At 49.4% G+C, this 23,522-nt stretch carries 22 protein-coding genes; 8 read left to right on the forward strand and 14 right to left on the reverse strand.

The features are described 5' to 3' along the window. Positions 1 to 67: 67 nt before the first annotated feature. The 10 genes from V5T57_RS10225 to V5T57_RS10270 form a co-directional block, all read right to left on the reverse strand. Positions 68 to 997, reverse strand: coding sequence for a CheR family methyltransferase (locus V5T57_RS10225; RefSeq protein ID WP_332891111.1), 930 nt, complete (start codon positions 995 to 997; stop codon positions 68 to 70). 10 nt (positions 998 to 1,007) lie between these two features. Then, complete coding sequence (locus V5T57_RS10230; protein ID WP_332891112.1) at positions 1,008 to 3,305, reverse strand: adenylate/guanylate cyclase domain-containing protein; 2,298 nt, start codon at positions 3,303 to 3,305, stop codon at positions 1,008 to 1,010. Continuing rightward, positions 3,302 to 3,694 carry a hypothetical protein gene (locus tag V5T57_RS10235; RefSeq protein WP_332891113.1) on the reverse strand — a complete coding sequence of 131 codons (393 nt, stop codon included), beginning with the start codon at positions 3,692 to 3,694 and terminating at the stop codon, positions 3,302 to 3,304. Before V5T57_RS10235 ends, V5T57_RS10230 begins: the two co-directional genes overlap by 4 nt. Continuing rightward, on the reverse strand, positions 3,691 to 6,552 hold the full coding sequence (locus V5T57_RS10240) for a chemotaxis protein CheA (protein ID WP_332891114.1): 2,862 nt from the start codon (positions 6,550 to 6,552) through the stop codon (positions 3,691 to 3,693). Before V5T57_RS10240 ends, V5T57_RS10235 begins: the two co-directional genes overlap by 4 nt. A gap of 9 nt (positions 6,553 to 6,561) precedes the next feature. Next, complete coding sequence (locus V5T57_RS10245; protein ID WP_332891115.1) at positions 6,562 to 6,978, reverse strand: response regulator; 417 nt, start codon at positions 6,976 to 6,978, stop codon at positions 6,562 to 6,564. A gap of 104 nt (positions 6,979 to 7,082) precedes the next feature. Further along, positions 7,083 to 8,201 (reverse strand): chemotaxis-specific protein-glutamate methyltransferase CheB, encoded by a 1,119-nt coding sequence (gene cheB, locus V5T57_RS10250; protein ID WP_332891116.1) that lies wholly within the window; start codon positions 8,199 to 8,201, stop codon positions 7,083 to 7,085. Beyond that, positions 8,198 to 9,631 carry a chemotaxis protein CheW gene (locus tag V5T57_RS10255; RefSeq protein ID WP_332891117.1) on the reverse strand — a complete coding sequence of 478 codons (1,434 nt, stop codon included), beginning with the start codon at positions 9,629 to 9,631 and terminating at the stop codon, positions 8,198 to 8,200. Before V5T57_RS10255 ends, cheB begins: the two co-directional genes overlap by 4 nt. Next, the gene (locus V5T57_RS10260; RefSeq protein ID WP_332891118.1) at positions 9,615 to 11,384 is read right to left on the reverse strand and encodes a methyl-accepting chemotaxis protein; all 1,770 of its coding nucleotides are present in this window, start codon (positions 11,382 to 11,384) and stop codon (positions 9,615 to 9,617) included. Before V5T57_RS10260 ends, V5T57_RS10255 begins: the two co-directional genes overlap by 17 nt. Before the next feature lie 147 nt (positions 11,385 to 11,531). Beyond that, positions 11,532 to 12,011, reverse strand: coding sequence for a hypothetical protein (locus V5T57_RS10265; RefSeq protein WP_332891119.1), 480 nt, complete (start codon positions 12,009 to 12,011; stop codon positions 11,532 to 11,534). Positions 12,012 to 12,768: 757 nt separating this feature from the next. Continuing rightward, positions 12,769 to 13,425: a glutathione S-transferase gene (locus V5T57_RS10270; protein ID WP_332891120.1), complete on the reverse strand. Its 657-nt coding sequence runs from the start codon at positions 13,423 to 13,425 to the stop codon at positions 12,769 to 12,771. 141 nt (positions 13,426 to 13,566) lie between these two features. Here V5T57_RS10270 and V5T57_RS10275 point away from each other — a divergent pair, with 141 nt between their 5' ends. The 3 genes from V5T57_RS10275 (at position 13,567) to V5T57_RS10285 (ending at position 14,962) form a co-directional block, all read left to right on the forward strand. Then, positions 13,567 to 14,064 carry a GNAT family N-acetyltransferase gene (locus tag V5T57_RS10275; protein WP_332891121.1) on the forward strand — a complete coding sequence of 166 codons (498 nt, stop codon included), beginning with the start codon at positions 13,567 to 13,569 and terminating at the stop codon, positions 14,062 to 14,064. Between the two features lie 265 nt (positions 14,065 to 14,329). Further along, positions 14,330 to 14,497: a hypothetical protein gene (locus tag V5T57_RS10280; RefSeq protein WP_332891122.1), complete on the forward strand. Its 168-nt coding sequence runs from the start codon at positions 14,330 to 14,332 to the stop codon at positions 14,495 to 14,497. Positions 14,498 to 14,554: 57 nt separating this feature from the next. Next, the gene (locus tag V5T57_RS10285; protein ID WP_332891123.1) at positions 14,555 to 14,962 is read left to right on the forward strand and encodes a hypothetical protein; all 408 of its coding nucleotides are present in this window, start codon (positions 14,555 to 14,557) and stop codon (positions 14,960 to 14,962) included. Between the two features lie 84 nt (positions 14,963 to 15,046). Here V5T57_RS10285 and V5T57_RS10290 read toward each other — a convergent pair whose 3' ends face one another. Further along, positions 15,047 to 15,370, reverse strand: coding sequence for a sulfur globule family protein (locus V5T57_RS10290; RefSeq protein ID WP_332891124.1), 324 nt, complete (start codon positions 15,368 to 15,370; stop codon positions 15,047 to 15,049). 575 nt (positions 15,371 to 15,945) lie between these two features. On the opposite strand from V5T57_RS10290, the gene V5T57_RS10295 reads away from it, so the two are divergent. The 5 genes from V5T57_RS10295 to V5T57_RS10315 all read left to right on the forward strand — a co-directional run bounded on the left by V5T57_RS10295 (position 15,946) and on the right by V5T57_RS10315 (position 19,932). Next, entirely contained in the window at positions 15,946 to 16,287 is a 342-nt protein-coding gene (locus V5T57_RS10295; RefSeq protein ID WP_332891125.1) for a zinc ribbon domain-containing protein YjdM, read from the forward strand. Positions 16,288 to 16,351: 64 nt separating this feature from the next. After that, on the forward strand, positions 16,352 to 16,633 hold the full coding sequence (gene ppnP, locus V5T57_RS10300; RefSeq protein WP_332891126.1) for a pyrimidine/purine nucleoside phosphorylase: 282 nt from the start codon (positions 16,352 to 16,354) through the stop codon (positions 16,631 to 16,633). A gap of 124 nt (positions 16,634 to 16,757) precedes the next feature. Then, positions 16,758 to 17,105 carry a translation initiation factor Sui1 gene (locus tag V5T57_RS10305; RefSeq protein ID WP_332891127.1) on the forward strand — a complete coding sequence of 116 codons (348 nt, stop codon included), beginning with the start codon at positions 16,758 to 16,760 and terminating at the stop codon, positions 17,103 to 17,105. 794 nt (positions 17,106 to 17,899) lie between these two features. Further along, entirely contained in the window at positions 17,900 to 18,700 is an 801-nt protein-coding gene (locus V5T57_RS10310; RefSeq protein WP_332891128.1) for a transglutaminase-like domain-containing protein, read from the forward strand. Between the two features lie 47 nt (positions 18,701 to 18,747). After that, complete coding sequence (locus V5T57_RS10315) at positions 18,748 to 19,932, forward strand: glycosyltransferase family 4 protein (protein ID WP_332891129.1); 1,185 nt, start codon at positions 18,748 to 18,750, stop codon at positions 19,930 to 19,932. On the opposite strand, the gene V5T57_RS10320 is transcribed toward V5T57_RS10315, so the two are convergent. From V5T57_RS10320 to V5T57_RS10330, 3 genes are read right to left on the reverse strand one after another with little or no spacing between them, the layout of a single operon-like run. Further along, positions 19,929 to 20,924: a hypothetical protein gene (locus V5T57_RS10320; protein ID WP_332891130.1), complete on the reverse strand. Its 996-nt coding sequence runs from the start codon at positions 20,922 to 20,924 to the stop codon at positions 19,929 to 19,931. The two genes, V5T57_RS10315 and V5T57_RS10320, sit on opposite strands and share 4 nt — an antisense overlap. Continuing rightward, positions 20,921 to 22,231: a PIG-L family deacetylase gene (locus tag V5T57_RS10325; RefSeq protein WP_332891131.1), complete on the reverse strand. Its 1,311-nt coding sequence runs from the start codon at positions 22,229 to 22,231 to the stop codon at positions 20,921 to 20,923. The genes V5T57_RS10320 and V5T57_RS10325 overlap by 4 nt, the downstream gene beginning before the upstream one ends. A 4-nt stretch (positions 22,232 to 22,235) precedes the next feature. After that, complete coding sequence (locus V5T57_RS10330) at positions 22,236 to 23,522, reverse strand: type III PLP-dependent enzyme (protein ID WP_332891132.1); 1,287 nt, start codon at positions 23,520 to 23,522, stop codon at positions 22,236 to 22,238.

Consider the following 23,522-nt stretch of genomic DNA (forward strand, 5'->3'; position numbering starts at 1 on the left):
CGCCACTCTACCGTAGCTGCTTTGGCCTGTAGTAGATGGCGGAGATCTGCCCTGTTTTATGGGCTGCTCAAGCGGGTTTGCGGTAGACCACGGCCTGATCCCCCCAAATGCTCTCAAACCTATGGGGGGCAGGGTCGGTTGGACCTAATATCAGGTGATGAGCGGGTTTGATGCGCTGGGATAGATGCGACAGCACTTGTTGCTTAGCCTCTGGCGTAAAGTAGATAAGAACATTACGACATGAAACCAAGTCAAAGAGATCTTCATCCCTAGACATGGGGTGCATGAGGTTATGTTGTTTAAAACGACAGAGCTTTTTTAGGGCTGTGTGTACCGCATAGATCGCGGTCACACTGCTTTGTTCCACCTCATCTGAGGCTGTAGCTTCTTTAAACCAAGTACGGTGTCTCTCGGGCAGGTTACGAAAAGGGGAGAGCCCGGGGAATTCCAGATAGTGCCCCCGTTCAGCCCGGACCAGAACGGGGCGGGAAATATCACTCCCCAAGATTTCCAGCCCCCATCCTGCACGAAAAATGATGTGATCAGATGTTGCATCAAACTGAGCCAGATTACGTTTAATCAGCTCTGTGACAAGCAGCATGGAGTAGGTGTAGACCTCCTCTCCCGTGGCGCACCCTGCCACCCAAATACGAATAATTTTTCCCCCAGCCTGCTGTAAACGGTCTAAGAGCTCGGGAATAATGGTCTCTTCAAGAAACTTTAACTGGTTGCGGTCACGGAAGAAGGAGGTTTCATGGACCGTCAGGTTCTCAATGAGGGATAACCACTCATAGTGATCACCGGGTAGTGCTTCCAGTTGTTTAATCCAACCACTGACCACGGTTGTGGGTAAGGCTTCAAAGACCCGTTCCAGCTTGCTCAAGACCTGTTCGGTTACCTTAATGCCAGTACGTTCATTCAAGGCACTGGCCAGTTGATGGACCGGATCATTCAAAGAGCGGATGCTCTCTGGCTTTGCAGAGGATGAAGCGCACATAGATCAGACCTTAACTGTTATAGGTCCATACCCCATCCCAATTGGGCATGGGGGAGAGCATAAGGTTGCGACACCGTGATAAGAGTGTAATGGCCGGCCCATACTGAATTTCTCCCTCCGCTGCATTTTGGAAGTAGCGTACAGCCCGGTCCCAGTTACCTATGCGGTAGGCTTCAAAAGCAATTTCATAATTCTCCATGGCAGCGTCAATGGCTTCGGATTGTTCGGTGTGGTGGTCATGGATGGCAAAGATCTTAGTGGGCATATGTTGGCCCCGCACCCGTATGATATCCACACAATGGCTTCTGAACTCACGTTGGCATTGAGACAGCGTATTACCGCAGATCATGACATCTAACCGATAGAGTTTGGTTAAACTTTCAATACGCGCAGAAAGGTTAACCGGGTCACCAATGGCGGTGTAGCTCATACGCTTACTGGAACCAATATTACCAGTAATGACCGACCCGCTTGATACCCCAATACCAATGGTTAGGGGCTCTTTTTTTGCAGCTTGTCGGCGGGCGTTGAGCATTTTTAGCACAATCTGCATATCTACTGCGCACTGTACGGCATTGTCAGCGTCCTGGCCCGCACGATTGGGGGCGCCAAACAGTGCCATAACAGCATCACCAATATATTTATCCACCATACCTTTATGGTTGGTGACCACATCTTCCATGTAGGAGAAATACTCGTTAAGCATGGCCACGGTTTCTTCCGGGCCTAAGCGCTCGGTCAAAGAGGTAAAGCCCCGGATATCCGAAAAGAGTACACTGATGTCATCGGTTTGCTGACCGAGTAACAGCGGGTTGGCATCTTCTTCAGCCAGTTTTTTAACCAATTCACCATCCAGGTAGCGCACCATGGTGCGCTGAATGCTCTTCTCTCGGGTGATATCTTCCAGAGTTATAACCACCCCGGATTGGAAGCCTCGTTCATGGTAGAGTGACTTTAGCTTGATATTGAGGGTTAGCCACTCTTCGGTACCAACGTCGTAGTCTGCTTCCTGTAGCTGTTTCTCTTCTCCACTCTCCAGAGCGCTGAGAATCTCCTCGACCAACCACTCATTCATACCAGAGAAAAGTTTTGCCAGAGGAATGTGTGTCTCTGGCTCCAAGGTGACACGGGTTAGTTTGCTCGCGGCTGGATTGATGTAGGTGACCAAGCCGTCTGGATTAACGGTGATAACACCATTGGTTAAGGTGCGTAGCACAGCTTCTTGGTTGGTCTTTAAGGTATGCAGTTGAGATAGGGCGTTCAAATTCCCCACAGAGAGGCCAGCTTGGGTGGCCATGGCCTGTAGGCGTTTTTCATCAACCAGTGAATAATCACCATATTTACGGTTAAGGACTTCCAGCACACCAAGCCGGTTGCCTGTGGCATCATCAATGGGGGCCACCATCACATTGCGGCTACGGTAGCCATTATGTTGATCACCAATGGGATCAAAACGGGGGTCATCATAGGCATCACGCAGGCGAACACACTCTCCCGTGCCGTAGACAAAACCAGGTAGACTCCAATACTCGGGAACCAGCTTTAGCTTAACGGATGTGCCACTGGTATGTGATATCTCCAGTGCATCATGTTCTGGGCGATGGATGTAAATACGCCCTGCGTGGGATTCTGTAATATCTGTCGCAATTTCCAGAATGTTCTGTAGGCTTTGGTGCATTCGTTCCCGGCCTTCCGGGTCCAAATCCTCCATGTCCTGTAACATGAGTGGGGCTTTTAAACTTTCTGGGTTGAGCTGTGCGACCATGCCCAAGGCAAGGGCACCGGCCATCTTGAGTAGGGTTGTTGCCTCTTCGGTGCTTTCATCCAGATGGGGATTATCTAAAATCAAAACCCCTTTGCGATTACCCGGGTCGGTAATGGGCAGAGCCAGCAGGGCATCAATCTCTTCTCCCGTGGGCAGGTCAATGTCCGCATCAAACCGTTCATCTTCATGGGGAGTGGCCAGTTTAAGAGGCTCATTTTCTTCCCATACCGCACTGACAATACCCCGTTCCGTAGTTGAGGGAACGCTCAGACGTGTACCGTTGGTACTCCAACAGAAAATATCGGCATCCGTCATAAGGTAGAGGCGCCCACTGCTGACTTCAACGGCGGCTAAAGCTGGCTCTAAAATACGTCTCAGCTTTTCAGCGGGCTGTTGATCCAGCTGCCCGGACTGTACAGCAAAGAGCTCACTTAGTGCATGGGTGACCCGGTTAATATGTGCGGGGTTGCCATTACCAGTACGGATCTCCAGCTGTAAAAGCAGCTCAGCCAGAGCTGTGAAGGAGTAAGGTTGTGTCGTCACGTCTTGGTTTTCCATAAGGGGTAGAGATTCTCACCTTGTTTGATAATGCCTTCAAACCACTGTGTCAGTTGAAAAAAACTGATAGGCAGTGGGTAGACCGGGCAGTTTTCCAACGGGATCATGCCTTCGACCTCATCAACGTACAGGCGTACATGTTGGTTTTGGCTAAACAGTACCAAAGCCACATCACCTGATTGAGCTAAACCCTGGCTAAAGTGGGTGGAAAGCTCAATGGGTTCCTGTTCACGCTGTATGAACATCTCATTACTGGTTTCAGCTTGGGCTGTTCGTGTGCCAACATGTTGTACAGAAGTTGCCGGAATTAAAAAACGGTAATCCGCCGCACGAACACATAAATAGTGACCACTTATACAAGAAGCATGGCTCACGATACCGCTTCCGAAGCTTTGGCATACTCCAACGCCAGCCCAAGAACAGCCAGAGCATCCAGAATAATCACCACTTTACCATCCCCCATAACGCCAGCTCCGCCCACAGAGGGAATGGCTGCCAATGCAGGGTGAACTTCTTTAAACATAAGCTCTTGGCGGCGAACAAACTCATCAACCTCAATGGCGATTCGTTGTTGACCATGACCTAGAATAATGAGGGATAAGGTCACGGATGGTGCCTGCTCTTGGGGTTGAGGCGGTGAAATTTCCGCGCCCACAATGGTGCCCAAAGGAACCAGAGGGATAAAATCCTGTCCATCAAGCATTACCCCTGGCACACCGTGCACCGTGGCCTTTTGCTGGCGGGGGACCACACAGGCTTTTCGCATATAATCTTCAGGAAAAGCCCAAAATTGGTCAGCTTGTCGAAGAATGACAACCCGCTGCATGGCGGTAGACAGTGGCATACGTAGGGTAAACGTGGTGCCTTTTCCAAACGTGGAGTCAATGTGTAGGGCACCCCCCAATTGGGTGATGGTGGTCAGGACAACATCCATACCAACACCTCGACCAGAGGTCTCACTGATCGCCTCACGGGTTGAAAAACCCGGCTGCAATATTAACCGCATGGCCTCGGCATCCGTCATATTGGTCGCAGTTTCTGGGGTAACCAGTCCTTTATCAATGGCTTTAGCTTTAATACGCTCTACATCTAGGCCGCGTCCATCATCCTGAATGGTAAGAACAGCTTCGCCACCTTGTTGTTCCGCATGAATAGATAGAAAACCCAAAGCGGATTTGCCCTGTTGTTCCCGTTCATGAGGCTCTTCTAGCCCATGATCACAGCTGTTACGTACCATATGTAGAAGTGGATCGCTTAAGCTATCAACAATGCTTTTATCCAACCGAACGTCACCACCAGAGCTATCAAATTTAATCTGTTTTTCTTGTGTCGTGGCAAGATCGTGCACAGTCCGGGTTAGACGTCCATATAGGAACTGTAGCGGTGCCATGCGTAGTTCAAGGGTGTTTTGATGTAAGAGACGCAGGTCACGGTGGATGCGATGAATTTGATCACGCATTTGGGTCAAAAGCGGGGTGGATGTCTGCTCGAGCTTGCAGCTGCTCTGTACGGCATCATCATGCAGCCGTTCGTTTAAACCACTCACCGCTGTGAGTAACTCGGATGCTTGATCAATCAGGGTGTTGACCGTACTGGCACGTACACGCAGGGTTGTCTCTACGGTATTTCCACTGCTACTTTTTGGGGCGGCCTCTTGAGCCGGCTTTGGTGCTTGTGTAAAGCTAATCTGTGCTGCGTGTTCTGGGGTAATGTGTTTTAAATCGTGTAAACATTTACCGTCGGCATCGACTTCAGCCAACATGCCGCTGAGCTGCTCTGGACCGTGGGGGGTCATGAGTAAAAATTCCAGCCCGGTCTCTTCATCTTGAAAGAGCGTACGGTTGGTAACAGAGAGTACTTCACGCAACCAAGTTACAAAGGTCTGCGCTATGTGGGCGTCCCGTTCTAAAAAGGCATGAACAATATAGATCTGCCAACCATCCCGTAAATGCTGTTCAATCTCTTGTATTTGGCTTTCTGTCAAAACCGCAACAAGTTCATCATTAATACGGTGCTTGTCAAACAAAGGGGTGGGCTCGGCTGATAGGCTGACAGCTTGTACCGTTTCCCCGTCATCACAGGTCTCTTTGATCTGTTTGAGCAACTCATCGGCAATGTCTGGGTCTAGGTCAGGATATTCTGGATCCAGCAGGGTTACACCATCGGCCAGTATGGAGAGCTCTTCTAACAGTGCTGTGGCCATGCTGGTCTGGCTTTCGTCAACCTTCCGTAACAGCTCTGCAATACGTAAGAAAATATCACCCATGCGTGGGGCACCCACCAGTTCACAGAGGCGGTGGAGTAGGGTCAGGGCTGGGGTGAGTGCGCGTACTTGCTCAAGGTTAGGATTGTTGACATCCAACGCGTGTAAATAGTCGGCAAGACCGTTGCCCTGTTTGGCCAACTCTTCAAATAAGGGGCTGGCTACAGCCTGCAGGAAGGCCTGCTGTCCGGTTTCAAAGCCGGTCATCTCTGTAATTAGTTCAGTCTGCGCACCAATTTCATGAAGTAGATCAATATACTGGCTAAGGGGACTGTCATCCCTTAAACAGGCCAGTTGAGACAGTTCATCCGATAACCCTTCAAAACCGACAACAGAAGCTCCGTGGGCCAGCTCTTCCGCATATTGACGGGCTTGGTTGCGGGCTTGGGCATCCTCTTCCAGCAATGCGGGTAGCAGGGGGAGTTGCTCAGAGAGGTTTTCAGCATAAAGGCTGATCATCTCATCATTGTCATCCAACGCCAAATCCTGTTCGGGCGTTTGTGTCGGCGTCTGGGGTTGAGGTTCCTCTATGGGGGCAACCGTGCTTGGTTCTGGCGCTTTGATGGCTGTAGCGGGTTCATTGAGAGAGGTGTAGAGTTTTTCTAATGTATTTACAAAGGATTGTGGTGCTTGGCCGTCTGATCGGGTTTCCAGCCCAGACTCCCGTAATGCACGCAGTTCATCCACAGATTGAAGCAGTTGAGGATTAATCTCCGTGAGGTTGGGCAGTGTCCCATTGCGTACAAGGCCCAGTAGATTCTCTGCATTATGGGCAACCGTCTCCATGGCATGAAGACTCATGGCGCGTGAAAGCCCCTTTAGGGAGTGAAAGGCACGAAACAGTGCGGCGATTTCATCATGGGCCAGATCTCGACTATTGCTTTCGAGCAAATAGGTTTCGATTTGCTCGAGATGCTCTTCTGTCTCAGCAGAGAATTCCTGCCATAAACTCTCAATGAAATCAGACATTATCGTGACTTATCCAGCCAATGGAGGTAGACCCAGAGCTGCACGGGAGGCGGCGACAATATCGTGGCCTCGTTTATCTGCCAAATCCAGACTCATGGCGCCTGAAGGTTTGGCGATCACATCCGCAGCGCCTAGTTTACGCGCTTGTACCGCTTCTTCAGAGCCAACTTGGCCAACTGAAGAGACGATGATGGTTTTGAATTTACCCAGTAGGCGCAGGCGTTTAAGCATCTCAAGGCCTGTCATCTCGGGCATTTCAATATCCAGAAGAATAAGGTCGGGTGTGTGTTCACGGACCATTTGTAGTCCAATCCGGCCATTCTCAGCTTCTGCAATAACAGAGAAGTCGTCATCACTTTCGATAATCTCTTTTACAATGGCTCGCATGATAAACGAGTCATCGACGATCAGAACTTTTTTACTCACGGTATCACCTGTTCCATTGGTTGAAAGGTTTGCCTTCCATAGCTTGTCGGATATGGGGCGCAAACCTGAAGAGCATTGGTACACAGTACGCTCTCCATGTAGATCTATGGACCGTGGCAATGTTTAGCCATCCATTTAGCCAAGTGTCGACCGATGTGGGCGACATCTAAAATCCAGCTGCCCGGACTCTTCGCAATGGCTGAGTCAGGCATGCCTGAAATAACGGCAGTGTGGGGGGTCTGTACCACCGTGGGGAACCCCCGTCGTGCCATATCTGCCAAGCCTTCTGCACCATCATCCCCCATACCTGTAAGCACAACCCCAATCGCACTGCTGGAAACCAGGGTAGAAGAGCGAAAAAGCAGGTTGGCTGCAGGGTGGTAGTTACCCGCATGTTGTTTGGGCCTAAGCTGAAAACCCGCCCGGTCCGCGGTACGGGCCAAAATGGCATCTTGGCCACCCGGGAGTATATAGACGGTTTGTGGGTCCAGAGGTGTGTTAAAGGTGGCCTCTTCCACGGGATAATCCAGATCAAAACTTAGATTTTCGGCAAAACTATTGGTAAATGTAGCAGGCATATGTTGGGCAATAATGACGGGAACACGGGGCCTGCCCATCTCTTTAAGTAGAACGGGTAATGCTGCTGGGCCCCCGGTTGACGAACCAATAAGGATACACTGTAAATTGGCTTTGGGTTGATGTTGCCCCTGTTGCTCGTGCTCCAGCAGTTGTTGGGGGTCTGCAGGGATGGTGGTGACTGGCTGTCCAACGCTGCGTTGTTGGACTATTTGGCGGCTAGGCTGTTCTCTGTGCCTTTTGGCCCAGGCTTGCAGCTTAGGTATAAGCTCATTGTCAATACGGCTCATATCCAACGCCGCTACATTGCTCTTTTTAGACACAAAGTCGACAGCCCCCGCACGGAGTGCTTGAACCGTTGCATGGGCGGATTCTGACGTATGGCTGCTCACCATAATAATGGGAGGTGCACTCTCTCCATGCTCTTCTAAAATATGACGAACAGCGGTTATGCCATCCATGGTGGGCATTTCGACATCCATGGTGATGACATCGGGTTTAAGTGCGCGTACCTGCTCAAGCGCCTCTTCACCATTGGCGGCTTCACCCGCCACCTGAAGTGTGCTGTTATCCACTTCAATCAGCTGACGCAAGATGGTTCGCATCATGCGGGAGTCATCCACAATCAAAATGGAGTAGGGGGTCATACACTCTCTCCTACCTGGTTGGCCCCAGCGGCCAAAACTTCATTGGATAACAACCAATGGGGGCGCCCTTCTCGGCGTACGGTACCCAAAACACCTTGTGCTTCCAGATGATGTTCAATCGCTGATTCTGGAACGGCATGTACTTTAGGTGTGCCCTGAACAGCCAAGGCGATTAGTTTGGGGGGGGCGCCCGCAATAATATGACTACCTGCTTGAGCTTGGCCATCGCTGTAGAGACCAAAGAGTTTATGCGGGTTGCCCACAGGAACGACCTGTTCACCGACGCTAATCACCCCTTCAATCGCATGGTGATCAAATTGAGAATTGGGCACCGGATCGGGCTCTTTCCACGGTAAAATACGCCAAGCACTCTCAAGTTTCATGCAGCAGCCCTCATCCCCAAGGTCAAAAAAGAGCATGCGATGGGTTTGTTCTTGCTGATGCAAGTTGCTTTCGGTCTGTGAAAGCCCCCATTCGGTTAAGTGCTCAATCAGCCCTATATGCTCTAACGCTGTCAAATCAATGATGGGTAAAGGGAGGGCGCCAGATCTTTGATAACATCCTGAGATGCCAGGTTCTCCCCGCATGAAATCACTGAGGGTGGTGCTTAGGGGGTTTTCCAAACCCAAAATACGATCCACGATCAGACCAATTCGGAAGTCTTGGTGGTGTACAATAACCAGGGCTTGCTCTTCGGGCTGTATGGTCTGAGGCTGCTCTATGGTGGAGGGGCAGGGCGGTTTGCCGAGCAGCCAGCCAAGATCAAGTACTGCGACGGTCAGTTCTCTGAGTTCCAAGAAACCCGAGACCATCTGCGCGCCATGAAAATTATGGCGCAGTGTCGGCAAGTGCATCACTTCAATAATATCAGTCAGTGGAATAGCCAGCGCTTCTTGGTTGAGCTCTACGACCATTAAACGGTCCCGTTGCTCTAACTGGCTGGGTTTATGACTGGTGACAGAAACATCAGGCACGATAAAGCTGTTATCACCGGCAACGGCGGCAATTTCCATCGCTTTAAGGTCAAGTATTGAGATGATTTGATCTTGGTAATGGCAGGATCCAATCCATGCCTTCCCCAGGTTTTGTTGTGGCTCACTGAGGGAAATATCCGGGTCTGTGCTCAGGCCCGTTACCATCGTAATCACTTGATCCACGCGTAGAGCAACACCCCAACCTGATTCGTCTCGATAACAAACCAGGGGGCTTTCTCTCCATTGAACCATACACCCTTGTGCATAGGCTTTTAACTCAACCTGAAGCCGAATTCCCCCTCGTTCAGCGATCATGCCGTCTACGTAGGGGGGCAGAAGGGGGAGTTTGGTTATTGGCAGGGCATCACAGACCAGCTCGACCTGATCTACCTTTATGGCATAGGTGTAGATACCGGCTTTAACCAGTAGATATCGACCATCAGTTGCCGCGGTCACTTTGCGCCTCTGCCAATAGCTCTTCGGTTTCCTGATCTTGTTCTGCAATGCTGCTAATTTGTTCACTGCTTTGGCGGGCAATATCCACAAGGTTATGCATGGTTTGATCAATCTCTTCAGATGCCGCAGCATTTGATTGACCAATACGGTTCAGTTCACTGACGCGGGTATTCAGCTCAGCCACGGTCATCTGTTGTTGCTCCATCGCTGTGGCAATGGCGGTGACTAGGTTGTCACTACGTCGGGCGTTGGCGCCAATGGTCCCCATATTGGTGGCCACTTGATCCGACATCTCAACCCCCCGTTGTACCTGCTCATTGGCGCGTTCCAAGATGACACCGATCTCCTGGGTCAAATTACGCGTACCTTCTGCCAGTTTACGGACCTCATCTGCCACCACAGAAAAGCCTTTTCCATGTTCACCTGCACGGGCAGATTCAATGGCGGCATTGAGGGCCAGCATATTGGTTTGGCTCGCAATTTGTGTGATATCGTCAGAGATTTTATTGATTTTTCTGCTCTCTTCGGCAATACCACGAACAATGCCCGTCAGATCAATCATCATCTGGCTGCCATCTTCAACCATGGTGGCAACATTTCGGGACTGTTCAGAAGCCATTTTGCTGCTTTCAGCAACTTCAGCAATGGCCTGTGTGCTTTGCGACAGAGATACGGCAACCTGTTTCAGGGCATCCATCTGAGTCATGGCACCCGATGAAATTTGAGAAACGGCTTCACGGGCCTGGTTGGCCGCCATGGCCACTTGACGTGCACTCTCCATGGCCTTATCGGTCAATTCACTCATTTGGTTGGAGTTGGCCACCATGGTTGCTGAATTCTGACGAAGTACCTGCAGTGACCGAGCCATACCACCAATTTCATCCCCACGGTCCATATCAGGAATGGTTGCTTCATACTCACCGTGGGCAATGCGGTCCATGACGCTGTGTAGTTTTTTTAGGCGGTTCGCAACAAGGTTGCTGATCATCAATGAAATAAACACGGCGATGGTCATGGTGATCAAGTTAGCAGGGGCAACCTGATAAAAGACCTGGGTGCCCATATCTTTGAGCTCTTGTACATTGATAACCATCCATAAGGAGCCCCCCCCCTTATTACCGGTTGGTAAGATCAAATGAAGCTTCAGTTGCTCTTGATCAAAGTAGACGGTATCCCCCGCCAATTGCTGAGCGGTTGGGCGTTGGTTGGCTTTTAAAAGAGCATCGGCCTTTTTAACTTCGCTTCGGTATAGGGCGACTTCGCTGCCCCATTCCGCAATTTTTTCTTGAATTTTGGTGTGCCTAGGTGTACCAGGCTCTGCCTTTAATAGTGCAGGCTGTGCGGCCCGCATTTTATGTTGCAGGCCACTGATATAGCCCGGGTTCAGTATGCTGCGAAAGGTGTCGCCTTTTTGAGCGTCATAGACAATAGCAAAAGGCTCTTTTTTATTGTCTGTTTTGCCTGAAAGTTGGAAAAAAAGGAGATTTGGGTTGGCCTTATAAAGTTTGTCGGCTGAGCTCGTCAACAGTTGAGCATAGTTACCACCAGCCATGGCACTGCTCACACGGTTAAGAATAGGCTGCGCCCCAATACGGCTTTGGTTGATCACCGACTGAAGAGCTCCATCGTAAGCTGAATAGTAACGTTCTAACCCTAGAACTAAGCTTAGCAAAACCAACAAAGCCACAGGGCTTAATAAAATGGTTTGTCTCAGGGTCAATCGTGCAGTCGGGGTTTGAGACGCATCAGCCATTGAAATCTCCATGGGCTATACCGATTATCTGAATCAGTGTTGCCTTTTATGCGGGTTCAGCCTGTGGGGTTAAGGTCGTTTGGTGTGTGCGCAGGCATATATGTGCGTTTATTTGCACCGATATGCCTACGCTACACAACCGACCTATTAGCGCATGTTGCACATACCAGTTTGACAGTAGTCGGAAAAACCGGAATGGCACTCTTGGCAGACCTTTGGATCCAGTGAGGGGTGGGCCGCTGTGATATCTTTACCATCATAGGTAAAGGCACCGTACTGAGCTTCCCCAAGAAAGTGCTCAGTGACCAGTAGAACCTTGATATCTTTTAGGTTCAAGACAGCTGTTGGCCCATCTTCATAGGATTCAGCACGTTTAGGTTTGCTGGGGACAATCCGGACATCATAGCTGCTTCCAGCGCCATCATTGACCCAGTTGTAGGTCTCGACGGTAGAGATAACGATGGGTGGCAAAGAGGCAGGAATTTTACTGCTCTGACCAAGAATGGTGCCTTCACCCAGGACGGGCCAGTTTTCCCAGCCTGTAGGAAAAGAGGCTTGAGACCCCGCGTGAGCTGTGACCGATGACAACATTAACAAAGCAGTGAACAGTTTAATGAGCGTGCGCATGGTTTCCTCTTAAATCACGATTATAACATGTATGACAAACTAGCATTTATGTTTGTCTTTAAGTTGGCTGGAATGTGTGCCTGAGCAGATTGTCTGACCGCAACGCGTATACATAGAATCTAGACAGAAAATCGCTTGTGTTTAGGTCCAATATCCAGCTTTAAAAGTTTCGTTATACGATGGTATGACAGACTTGAAAATGATATCTAAATCTATCAAGAAAGTGTCAAAATATATCCTTTTGTAACTGCCATATAATGTTACACGGGGCAGGAAACTGCAATCTCTTTTTTTGATTTTTATCAGGAAGTCAAAAAGATAGGTTTCATTTGTGCTTCATATGACAAAATGTCATTTCATGGGTTTTTATAAGATTGTATAAAGTACTGTATCTCTATGTATAAAACTTCTGTGTAAAATATTGATATTTATCAATAGTGATGATTTAGTCTGAAAAAATATACAAATAGGGATTAAAAACCCCAGGAGATTTTTTGTTATTTTTCTAACTTAAAACGTTGCAGATTATGTCATAAGTAAAGAACAGGCGTAAACACAAATTACTGGGAGGAGAGAAAAAGAGAACTCAAATCAGCTCAAGGCGGAACCTGTTTAAGGGGTGACCCATAGGTGTGGTTAAAGAGCTGTGTCAAATCGAGTGTGTACGGCCCATAGAGCGGAGTGTTTCATGAAATGAGGATGGTGACAGAGGCCTGTTGGACCACATATCTTTGGTGATCTACGATAGCGTTGGAGATCACTTTTTTGGCAATGTGGGCAGATATACCGGGCTGTCATCTTCATGCCACTGTGCATATTTTTGCATGATTGCTGTAAACAGAGGGGATTCTAAAAAAGTGGCAAGCCAGTGCTGTAGGGCGGTATAGGGGGTGCTGTCAAACCAGGCTTTATCCACAAAAGCAAACTGGCGGATAAAAGGTAAAATGGCAAAATCTGCTAAGCAGGGGGCATTCCCCAATAGGTAGGGGGTGTTTTGGAGTTGCTGTTCAAGGTGCTGCAGAATGCTTTGTGCTAACATACGGTGCTGCAAAGGGTCAGTGTTTTCATAGCGGTCAGGATATTTATACCGATCTAAATGGTGTTTAAACGATTGGTCGTTCCTTTTGATTAATTTCAACATTTCAGACATGTCAGGCTTTTTCCAACCTTGGGGATCATGCTGTTCCAGAGCCCATAACATAATATCTAGGCTTTCATCCACCACTGCGCCGTTTGGGTGGTGTAAAACGGGTACCGTCGCTTTGGGGGAGAGATCGATCAAAGCAGCTGGTTTATCCCTTAACACCACCTCCCTCAGTTCACACACTACATTACTGGTAAAGAGTGCCAGCCGGGCACGCATGGCATAGGGGCAACGTCTAAAACTGTATAAAATAGGGTAGGCTTGGTGCATGGTCGGGCTCTCTGTCGTTCTCTTTATTAAAAACCAAGTGTTGATAGGGCGTATGGGACGATCTATTTAGGGTTCACATCAGGCCGTGGCCAAATCTCATGTCATTCAAGATGATAGGTTAGGGGTAAAAAAGGGGGTAGAATGAGTCTTAAGATCGTACAAGCAGATTATGCCAACACGCAACATCAGAGAGACATCCCTTACTTGCTTAACCTCTATGCCAAAGATCCTATGGGTGGAGGGAAGGCTTTAAGCGATGATGTCTTGAAACATTTGGTTGGTTCTTTGGCCAAACGTAGGGATGCTTATACAGTTTTGGCTTATATAGAGGGTAGGGCCGTTGGTTTGCTTAATGGTTTTGAGGCTTTTTCAACATTTGCCTGTAAACCCTTAATGAATATTCATGATGTCTTTGTGCGTTCTGACTACAGAGGGCAAGGCATTAGTCGGCAAATGCTAGAAAAAATTGAGGGCATCGCAAGCGCACAAGGGTGTTGTAAACTGACGCTGGAGGTGCTCAGTCAAAATACGGTTGCCAAATCCAGCTATCAAAGCTTTGGCTTTGCGGATTATGTCCTGGATCCTGAGGCTGGCCATGCCCTTTTTTGGGAAAAACCGATCCAGGCACCGTATCAATAATCCTTAGGGGTCGGCTGGTTTGGCGTAGGGGGAGCTACCTTACCTCGTTTTTTGCACAAACTCATATGAGATTGGCAGGTTGGATGCCGTGTTAAAATGTAGTGGTTGATCAGGGCCGACACTGACTGGGGTCTTGTGTAGGTACATGAGCCATGGTGTTGTCGCTCAAGATATTCGGCCGTAGCGTGTGCGATTGCGTGTTAAAAGGTTGGTGGCTCTAAGCATGGAGCTTAGCATTTAGCGTTAATAGGTAAGGAGAACGGTGTTGCTGATACGACTTGCCATTATTCTTGTGATTGTCCTCGCCGTAGGCTGGTTTGTGCTACGCCTGTTTGGTGTAAAGGTGTCACTAAGTCCATCAGGCAAACGTACTCTGTTACGTGGGGCTTTTGTGGCCATTCGCCTGTTATTACGCCGTATGATTGGTCGATAATGGCTGAGGCTGCGCCTCGCTGAGCCCATAAAAGGGCTGAAATGGAGGAGGGCGTTTATGATGGTCTGGCAAAAAAGGGTTGTGGTTGCCTTATCAGGGGGGCTTTTTTTTCTATCGAACATGCCCCTCCATGCTGGGGACGTTACAGTGGTTCAAGCCAAAGCCCATTTTGAACCACAATCAGGTGACGGACAGGCGCGCTTTTTTACCTTATCGGTCACGTTACAACACAAAGATCAAGGCTGGAAGCACTATGCCAATCGGTGGGAGGTGTGGACGCCAGATGGTCTACACAAGTTGGGTGAACGAAAGTTGGCGCACCCCCATGTGAAGGAACAGCCTTTTACCCGCTCATTAGATGGGGTGAAGATTCCTAAACGTTATGCGGAAGTTTTAATTAAAGCAGGGGATACCGTGCATGGTACGTCGCCACATACACGATTACTGACCTTACCCGTTCAATAGTTGGTGACCCGAACAAAAAAACGCCGCAAGAGAGATCTCGCGGCGTTTTTTATAGGCTTTAACCTGTGTAGGTTAAATTAAACCTTACTTCTGTGCTTCAGGGGCCTTAGGTGCAACAGGAGCCTGAGGAGCATAAGCCCAAGCTGGGTGTGCAGGGTGGCCGTAACCGTTGTAGCCATTGTAAGCGTTGTAAGCATTGGCGGCGGTTTGAGCGTTGGCGTTGCCACTCATGTTGAAGTTCATGCCGAAGTTGCCAGAACCGTTACCAGCACCGTTACCGTTGCCAACACCATTACCAAAGCCGTTGTTGTTCCAAGGACCCCAGAAGGCGTCAGCATCGCTCAAAGAAGCAGCAGAGATAGCAGTGAAAGCAGCCAGGGCCAAGAAAAGAGCTTTTTTGTTACGCATGATCTTTCTCCATCAGAATTTGAAAAAATTGTTATTTAAGCCAACCATCAAACCGTGTTACTCGCAGACATCGACTCGAACCCGTTGGCGTTGTTTGCTGTGTTGAGAAGCATCATGACAGAACCTATTTCAGAATAGTAGTATATTCTTATAAACAAGTGTAAGCACTTGTATCACATATGTAAGGTAACTGTAACAGAAGGGGGTTAAACCGGGTTTCTGATAGTATTTGGCCATAAGCCGAGCACTTGTTACAGCTGCTGTCGCACATGTTTCTTTCTTGTTTCAGTTGCGGCGTTTTTTACGATTTTTTGTTTAGATTGTTCGGTTCGTTTGTACCGCCTAGGGGCTGGCCAACCCTAATAGGGCTTTTCCGCCTAAGGGGGGCCCAATCTTAGTTAGGGTTTTTTATGTCAGGCTCTACCTGAGTGTGCAGATCTTAAGAGTAGGCAGTGAATCCTTTTTGCCTTTCGTGGAATCAGCTACTATCCTGCGCTGGTATACAAAACAGCTGTGACCTTACGTTTGGGTAGGGCTCACCCATTAACCAGGACCAAACCAGTAAGAGTATGACGATGAGTGAGACACTTCCCCCCTGTCCCCAGTGCGAGTCCGTCTTTACCTATGAAGATGGTGAACTTCTGATTTGCCCAGAGTGTGGACATGAGTGGTCCCCTAACCAAGCTGCAGATGAGAGTGATGAGTTGGTGGTTAAAGATATTCATGGTAACCGCCTGCAGGATGGTGACTTTGTGACCCTGATTAAGGACCTGAAAGTCAAAGGGACCTCTTCCGTAGCAAAAGTGGGTACCAAGGTTAAGATCAACCGTCTTGTTGAGGGTGACCATAACATCGATTGTAAAATTACCGGAATTGGGCCCATGATGCTCAAGTCGGAGTTTGTTAAAAAAGCCTAACCGTTTTTCAGGAGGTGGCTTTTCTTCTGTTCGTATTGTGCGTGATAAAGATAGTGGTGAGATCATGTTAGAAGTGAATGAGTACTTTAATGGCTCGGTCAAATCTATTGGTTTTAAGACCGAAACTCTACCCGCTACGGTGGGTGTTATGGTGCCTGGTCGTTATGAGTTTGGAACCTCACAAAAAGAGACAATGACGGTCGTTAGCGGGGCTCTAACCGTTAAACTACCGGATCAGGAAAATTGGCAGACATTTACTCAAAATCAATCCTTTCAAGTAGATGCGAATAAAACATTTCAATTAAAGGTAGAGGTTGATACCGCATATCTCTGCACCTATGAATAATAAGAAATAAGGGAGGGGGGGGGATTCCCCCTTTCCCCATCAATCTGTTGTTTTAGAGGTGACGCATGGCCGTGCTTAACCAAAGATTGGTAGATGTCGAGGCGTAGGGTAGGCGCTTAAACGTATGAAAGATCGCATTGTATACTCGACGGAACAGGGGCGTATCTGTCCGAGCTGTGGCAAGGTGGCCAAGCAGTGTTCCTGTGCGCGCAAAAAGCAGCAACCTCCAAGTGATGGTATCGTTAGGATATCCCGTGAAACCAAAGGCAGAAAAGGTAAAGGGGTTACCCTCATTAAAGGGTTGTCTCTAGATTCAGCAGCCTTGGTGAAAATGGCCAAACAGCTTAAAGCAGCTTGTGGATCGGGTGGCACCGTTAAAAATGGTGTGATTGAGATCCAGGGCGATCACCGTGAGCATGTACTGGCATTTTTAAAAAAGCAGGGGCTGACAGTCAAACTGGCAGGGGGCTGATACCAAACGCTGCTTATGGATATTTGGTGTATTGGGGAAGGCGGTCAGGGTGCTTGGCTTCTTAAAGGCTATGTACCATGAACATGACCCTGTAACGTGTAAGGTCCCTGTGAGGTTATTCGATCAGCCGCTTCTCTTCACTCAATCCGTAGGCTGTGTTTGAGTGTTTATCTATGTTTCTACATTTATGGTAAAAGCATTTTTTTTCATGTTTAACGTGTGTTGCTAGCTTGTTCCCGTCTCTCTAGTTGGATCGTGCTCTTCCTGGACCATCCGATCAGACCTGCCTAACCCCTATGATCATGAAGGCATAATCTACTGGGCGGCCTGTGGATGTCGGTTGCCCCAGCCGTTGTGTGTGGCGTAATGGCTTGTATCGAAATCAGTCTACTGTCTATCTTCCCCACCCATGGCCGTTTATGTTGTAAATATTCTGGTTCGGTGGTTAGTCTGGACCTGTTCTTAAGCATCACCGTTAGGCGGTGCCATGCTGTGCGTTGGCTTGTGCTACAGGACAAAATCATGGGCGCATAGAAGAGCTGTGTATACTTGCCGATGGATTTTATCCTGTATCTGGCTCTAACTTGCTTGGGGCTACCTAAGCATACTGTTTTATGAAAGAACCAGGTTAGGGGTGGATTGGCTGTTTGTTGGGTCGTGACATGTACGATCAGGCGCAGGTATATGCGTTGAAAAAGCAGGTTATCTCTAGTTTGTTGTGCGGGATGACGTATAATTATTGCAATGAGGCCAAGGCCTGAATGGTGTGGGGATGTTAAAAAAGGGATGATTGAATGACGCGGTCAGGGTATGGCATGAAATCCATGGTGTTGACGCTTGTGGGGGGGGCTCTTTTATTGGCCAACCTGTTGGGCTTGGGAAGCTCTTTACGTAGCCCCGACGCACCGGCCTCATCCGTGGCACCAGGTATGGCCCGCTCCTTAACACAGGCTGATGTCTTAACACAGCTGCAAACCCCACCTGCAGCGGGTGAGTTAGAGATGGCGCGTGCCACCCTTTTGGTCAATAAAGCCATGCTACATGGCTCGGCGCCCGTTGTACCCTTTACAGAAAATTGGATTTTGTGGTTCGGGCAGTTTGTCTTGCCTCAAATGTTTGATGGGTATGAATTCCGTAATCCCGATAAAGCTTTAGAGCGTGGGGTTGGGCTCTGTTCCCAAAGTGCGATTGCACTCACAGGCGTGTTAGAGCGACAAGGGGTTAAGTCACGTATTATTGGGTTAGACGGGCATGTTGTGGCCAGTGGCAAACATGCGGATGGTCGCTGGTGGACGCTCGATCCTGACTATGGTGTGGTTATGCCGCTAAGCTTGGCACAGTTGCAAAAAGAACCGGCTTTGGCGTTGGCGTACTACCTTAAAGCAGGTGTTGAGCCTAATGAGGCAACCCGTATTACAGCTTTTTATAATGCGCAGGGTAACCGTATTTATGCAGGCCCCAAAGAGTATGGCCGGCGTGTCGGTATATGGAAATACCGTATGGAGATTACCGCTTATTATTTGAAATGGATCATTCCTGTTCTACTCCTTGGCTGGGGAGGGTGGCGTTTGTATCGGCATGGTGCGCATGCTTAAAACAGATAGGCTGCAAACCTTAGCTTCCATACCGGTAAGGTCTACCCATGCCTAAGTTGTTAGTGGTTGTGGAGCGTCTGTTACCACCTTCTGAAATATTTATTCTGGTACAGGCTCAAGCACTAAAAAAGTTAGGGTGGCAGGTGGTTTTTGCCACCACACAACGCCTTCCTTCATCCCCTGTATCTCTGAATGCCTTTGAGGTTCGGGTTGTTCCAACCCCTATTGCTACTCGGCCCTCTGGTGGCATACGCCGACTTGCTAAAGTCGTGAAAACGGTATGGTGGCAGAACCCTTATGGGGTGGATGTTCAGACTCAACATGCATGGCAACAGATGGTAGAAGATGTAGCGCCTGATGCCCTTTTGGTGCACTTTGCCCAACAGGCTGGCCGTCTACTTCCTCTACTTAAGAGGTTGTCTCAGCCTTGGGGGGTGCACTATCACGGTGTTGATGTACATACGCTAGGGCGACAGTGGGGGCATCGTCTACTGCTGCGCCAACTCTCTCAGTATGCAGCAGGTGGCTTTTGCCCCAGTTATTACCTTATGGATCTATTAAAGCAGTGGCTGCCTAGCAAGCGCCATGCTTATTTGCATCGCATTACACCCGGTGTGAATCGCCACTTTATTCAGGCAGATCAACAAACAGAGCCTTATCAATTGGGGCAGACCCCGCTTAAAATCATCAGTGTTGGGCGCTTGGTGCCTGTTAAAGGGTATGGGGTAACCTTACAGGCTTTAAAGTCCTTGGACTTCCCTTGGCAGTGGTCTGTGATTGGGGATGGCCCCATGCGTACAACCCTTATGCAACAGGCTGAAGAGCTGGGTATTGAGGATCGTATTGAGTGGCTTGGGGCAAAAAGTCATGCAGAGGTCTGTCATGCCATGCAGCAGGCTCATCTGTTTGTGCAATCTTCACATGCGACAGAGCAAGGGTCTGAAGAGGCGTTGGGGTTGAGCCCTCTGGAGGCCTCGGCCATGGGGTTACCTATTGTGGTTTCAACGTGTGGGGGGTTAGGGGAGACATGCCGCCATGGTGAAACGGGGTTGATCTATACCGCAGGGCAGGTGGATGGATTAACCAAGGCTCTGGTTGAACTGGCCCACAACCCCGCAACCATGCAAAAGATGGGGGCAGCTGGACGTTTTTGGGTGCGTGACGCGTGGGGGGATTATACCCAAGCCACCCTGCTCCATAAGCATATGCTAGGGTGGCTGGCCAAACGCTAACGACGGAAAGCTTTGATGCGGGCTTTAACCGCAACCCCCAGCGCAAACAGTCTCGCTGTATTCTTTTTCCATGGCGAGGCTCCTTGCAAGCTGTCCATGCGTGCATTGCTAAAGCTCTCCGTATACAGCATATCCAACGCTTCAGGTGCGGGTAGGTTTTTACCCTTATAGAGAATGTGCTTCTCCATATACTCCCATGCCAGACCCTCTTGCCGGGTAAACCATCGCTGGGGAATGGCTATTCTTGAGACCCCAAGCTGCCACCAGCAAGCTAGGCTTACCCAAGGTAGCCAGCGGTTGAACCGTTCGATATCACTCACATGCATCACATCCCCACGCCCAGATGCCCCATGGGCTTTACGCAGTAGAATGGTAAACAGTTGCTGTTCCCCCTCGATAATCAGCACCCCTACACCCCCCTCCTTAAGATGATCAGAGAACAGCTGTTGGTTGGCTTGATCCAGATGCCCCATGATTTTAGAAGGATTAAGAATAATCTTGGGATGAGGTTTGGCCCAATCCTGACGACGCCAGTTGAGAATAGGGATAAGGGTCATGCCGCTATCCCACGCTTTAAAGCCCATTAACCCCGCCAATTGGGAAAAAATGGGTGAGGGGGTTAAAGAGGTAAATAGGGTATCTGGGTAGGCTTTAAAGAGGGCCTGGATAAGCCCTAAGCTATATTTGCGATGCTCAGGGGTGATCAGCCATGTGGTGGTATTACATACCGCGACAGAGTGACCCTGTAGAGGGCGGTTGGCCACAATGGCCCCAATAAAGCCCTGTAACGCATGATCCACACGCAGAACCATGCCTAGGTTCTGCTGCTTCTCCAACCATGGACTATAGATCAATGAGCGAAAAAAAGCGGCAGGGTCTTGATTATAAGGGGAGGGCAGTTCAAACCCCTTGGCTAAAAAATCAAGAATCTCTGCACGCATGCTCAGGCTGGCTGGCTCGATGGTAATCACAGGTTTTGAAGCTGGGCTCATGCCGACTCTCCATCCCATGCTATGGGGGCAAAGATTTCTATTAAAACCGGTTTTTTTACAAGCGTTAACCCATAGTAAGCCTGCCAATGGGTTACTTGCTCTATATAGTCTACAGGCTTAAGTGCGGTGTAGTAGTGGTGTAGCAGGGCCATCTGTTGTGCATGGTAGGGGGTGATCTCAACGTAGTAATGGGGCGGGATGGTTCCCCACCCCTGATACCCTAACAGTTGTGGTCGGTGCTGAGGGTTAAGGGCTCGACACGCTTGTACCGCCAGTTGGCTTGCCGCTGTATGATCCTCATGGTGATCGGCTGGGTGTGGCATAAAGAGGGTCTGGGGCTGAATAGCACCGATTAAATCTTCAAGACGATCTTGCAGAAGCTGGTTGTCTGAGCAAAGGGTGCCATCGCTGACATCAGGCCAGCTATGGAAAATAAAACCCGCGTGTTGGGCAACCCGTTCAGCCTCTTTTAAACGTTCTGTCTTACGGCGTTCGATGGGTAAATCTGAGGTGCCGTAGGCACTGCTCCCATGGCTCATATGCAGTACATGAACGGATACGCCATGCGCACGCAGAGCCAGTAATGTGCCCCCACTGCCCACCAGTTCATCATCGGGATGTGGCGCCAGTAGTAGCACAGGTCCTTTAATCTGGCTAAGGGGCAGTTCGGTTGAGGTGATGTGTTGAAATTCTGGGTGGAACCACGGCTGATACTGTTGAAGCATCGTTTGGCAGAACTGCTTGGGTGATTGCCAAATGGTCGTTTTTATCCGTTCTGGCAGTCTCTCTTTGGGCCATGTTAAACAGAACTCAGCTGCTCGGTTGTGCAAGGGGCTTGCATGGTAGGTGTGCCAGGAACGCCCCAAACGGCAGGTGATGGTGGCCGGACCAAGCGCCAGATCTGGGGATAATTGCTGAAGTTGAGGCAGGCTAAGGTAGGTTTGTCTCTGTCGTGTCTTAGGGGCAGAAACGCCCAGATAACGCAATAGAGCGCGGGCTCTTTTTAGCCAGTTTACAGGATTAAACAGACGGGGCCAGCCAATACGATTTTGTGCATAAAGGGTGACATATCCCCCTGTTCTCGTCACTCGGGCGGCTTCTTGTAGTAGGGCTCGGGGCCAGGGTGTGGCTTGGGTTGCTCGCCATAGAATGACCTGATCAAACTGCTCAGATGCAAAAGGTAGGGGGTTTTCATCCACGGTATGGTACGTCACACCCGTAGGTGGGGCTGTACCTAACTGTTGACCGGGGTTGGTGATCAATAGCGTGGTTTGCTCGGCTTTAATCTGCTGCCAAAAAGGCTCCATGACTCTAACGCGCAGTCTCAGTGTTGAGGATACTGGCTTCCATACTTTCTCGAATAAGCAGAACTTGATCCTCAAGCAATAGCAGTTCTCGTGGGGTCTCATGTGAGAGAAAAAATAGAGGGCTGCAGGTTAGACCATAAGCGCCTGAGGTGTGAACGGCGATATAATCCCCTTCCTCAAGGGTCGAAAAAGGTACTTTCAGCCCCATCACATCAATGGTGGTACAGATGGGGCCGACAAAGGTCGTGGATTCCTGTTTTTCTGCCGGTGGGCGGCTTAGGTTACTAATGCGGTAATTACGTCGAAAAACCTGACCAAAGTTACCACTGGCTGGCAGATGATGGTTCATCCCGCCATCCAGTACACAGAAACGTTGTCCTCTGGAATGTTTGACATCCACTGCACGGGTTACATAGAGACCTGCTTCCCCCACCAGAAAACGACCAAACTCCAAAATTCCCCGGACCTCAGCACACCCTGGTTGTTGACGGAACTGGGCCATGCTGGCCCGTAGACGTTGGCCTAGATCAGCCAAGTCCAGTGGTTCTTGATCTTCATAGTAGGAGAGACCAAAACCACCACCAAAGTTGATCCACTGAATGGTATGACCGCTTTGCTGTTGAATATCCGTCGCTAAGCGTAAAATATCATTAAAATTATCGACTAAGGCATCCGGATCTAAAGACTGCGTGCCAGAGTAGATGTGAATCCCTTTAAAGTCACAGCGTTCTGTCTGTGCCAAGGCCTCGAAATAGCTTGGCCAAACCTCTTCATCCACCCCAAATTGAGAGGGTTTACCCCCCATCATGATCCCAAACCCTCGGGCTTTACGGGCGGGGTTAATGCGCAGACCAACATTGGCCCTTTTATCCAATTTTTGGGCTAAGAGGTCAATACGTTGTAGCTCACGGACCGATTCACAACTGATAAAACCCACACCGCTGTGAATGGCCAGTTCCAGCTCTTGATCGGTTTTTCCGGGGCCAGCAAAACTTAAATGGGTGGTTTCAATACCTGCACGGAGTATCTGTTGGAGCTCACCGCCGGAAGAGATGTCATACCCATCTGCTAGTTCATCCATATGGCCCAACAGGGTTAAGTTGGGGTTGGCTTTGACAGCAAAAAACAGATCCAGGCTATCCCCCAGGTGGGTGCGCAGGGTCTCAAACTGTCGGGCGATGACCGTCTGATCATAAATAAACAGGGGGGTGCCATAGGTTTCAGCCAAATGGGTCAGATCCCAGTGGCGCCACTGTGCGTGCCCGTTGGTTGCAGAGTAGGTGGGGGTCAT

This window comes from Magnetococcus sp. PR-3 (assembly GCF_036689865.1).
GTDB lineage: Bacteria > Pseudomonadota > Magnetococcia > Magnetococcales > Magnetococcaceae > Magnetococcus.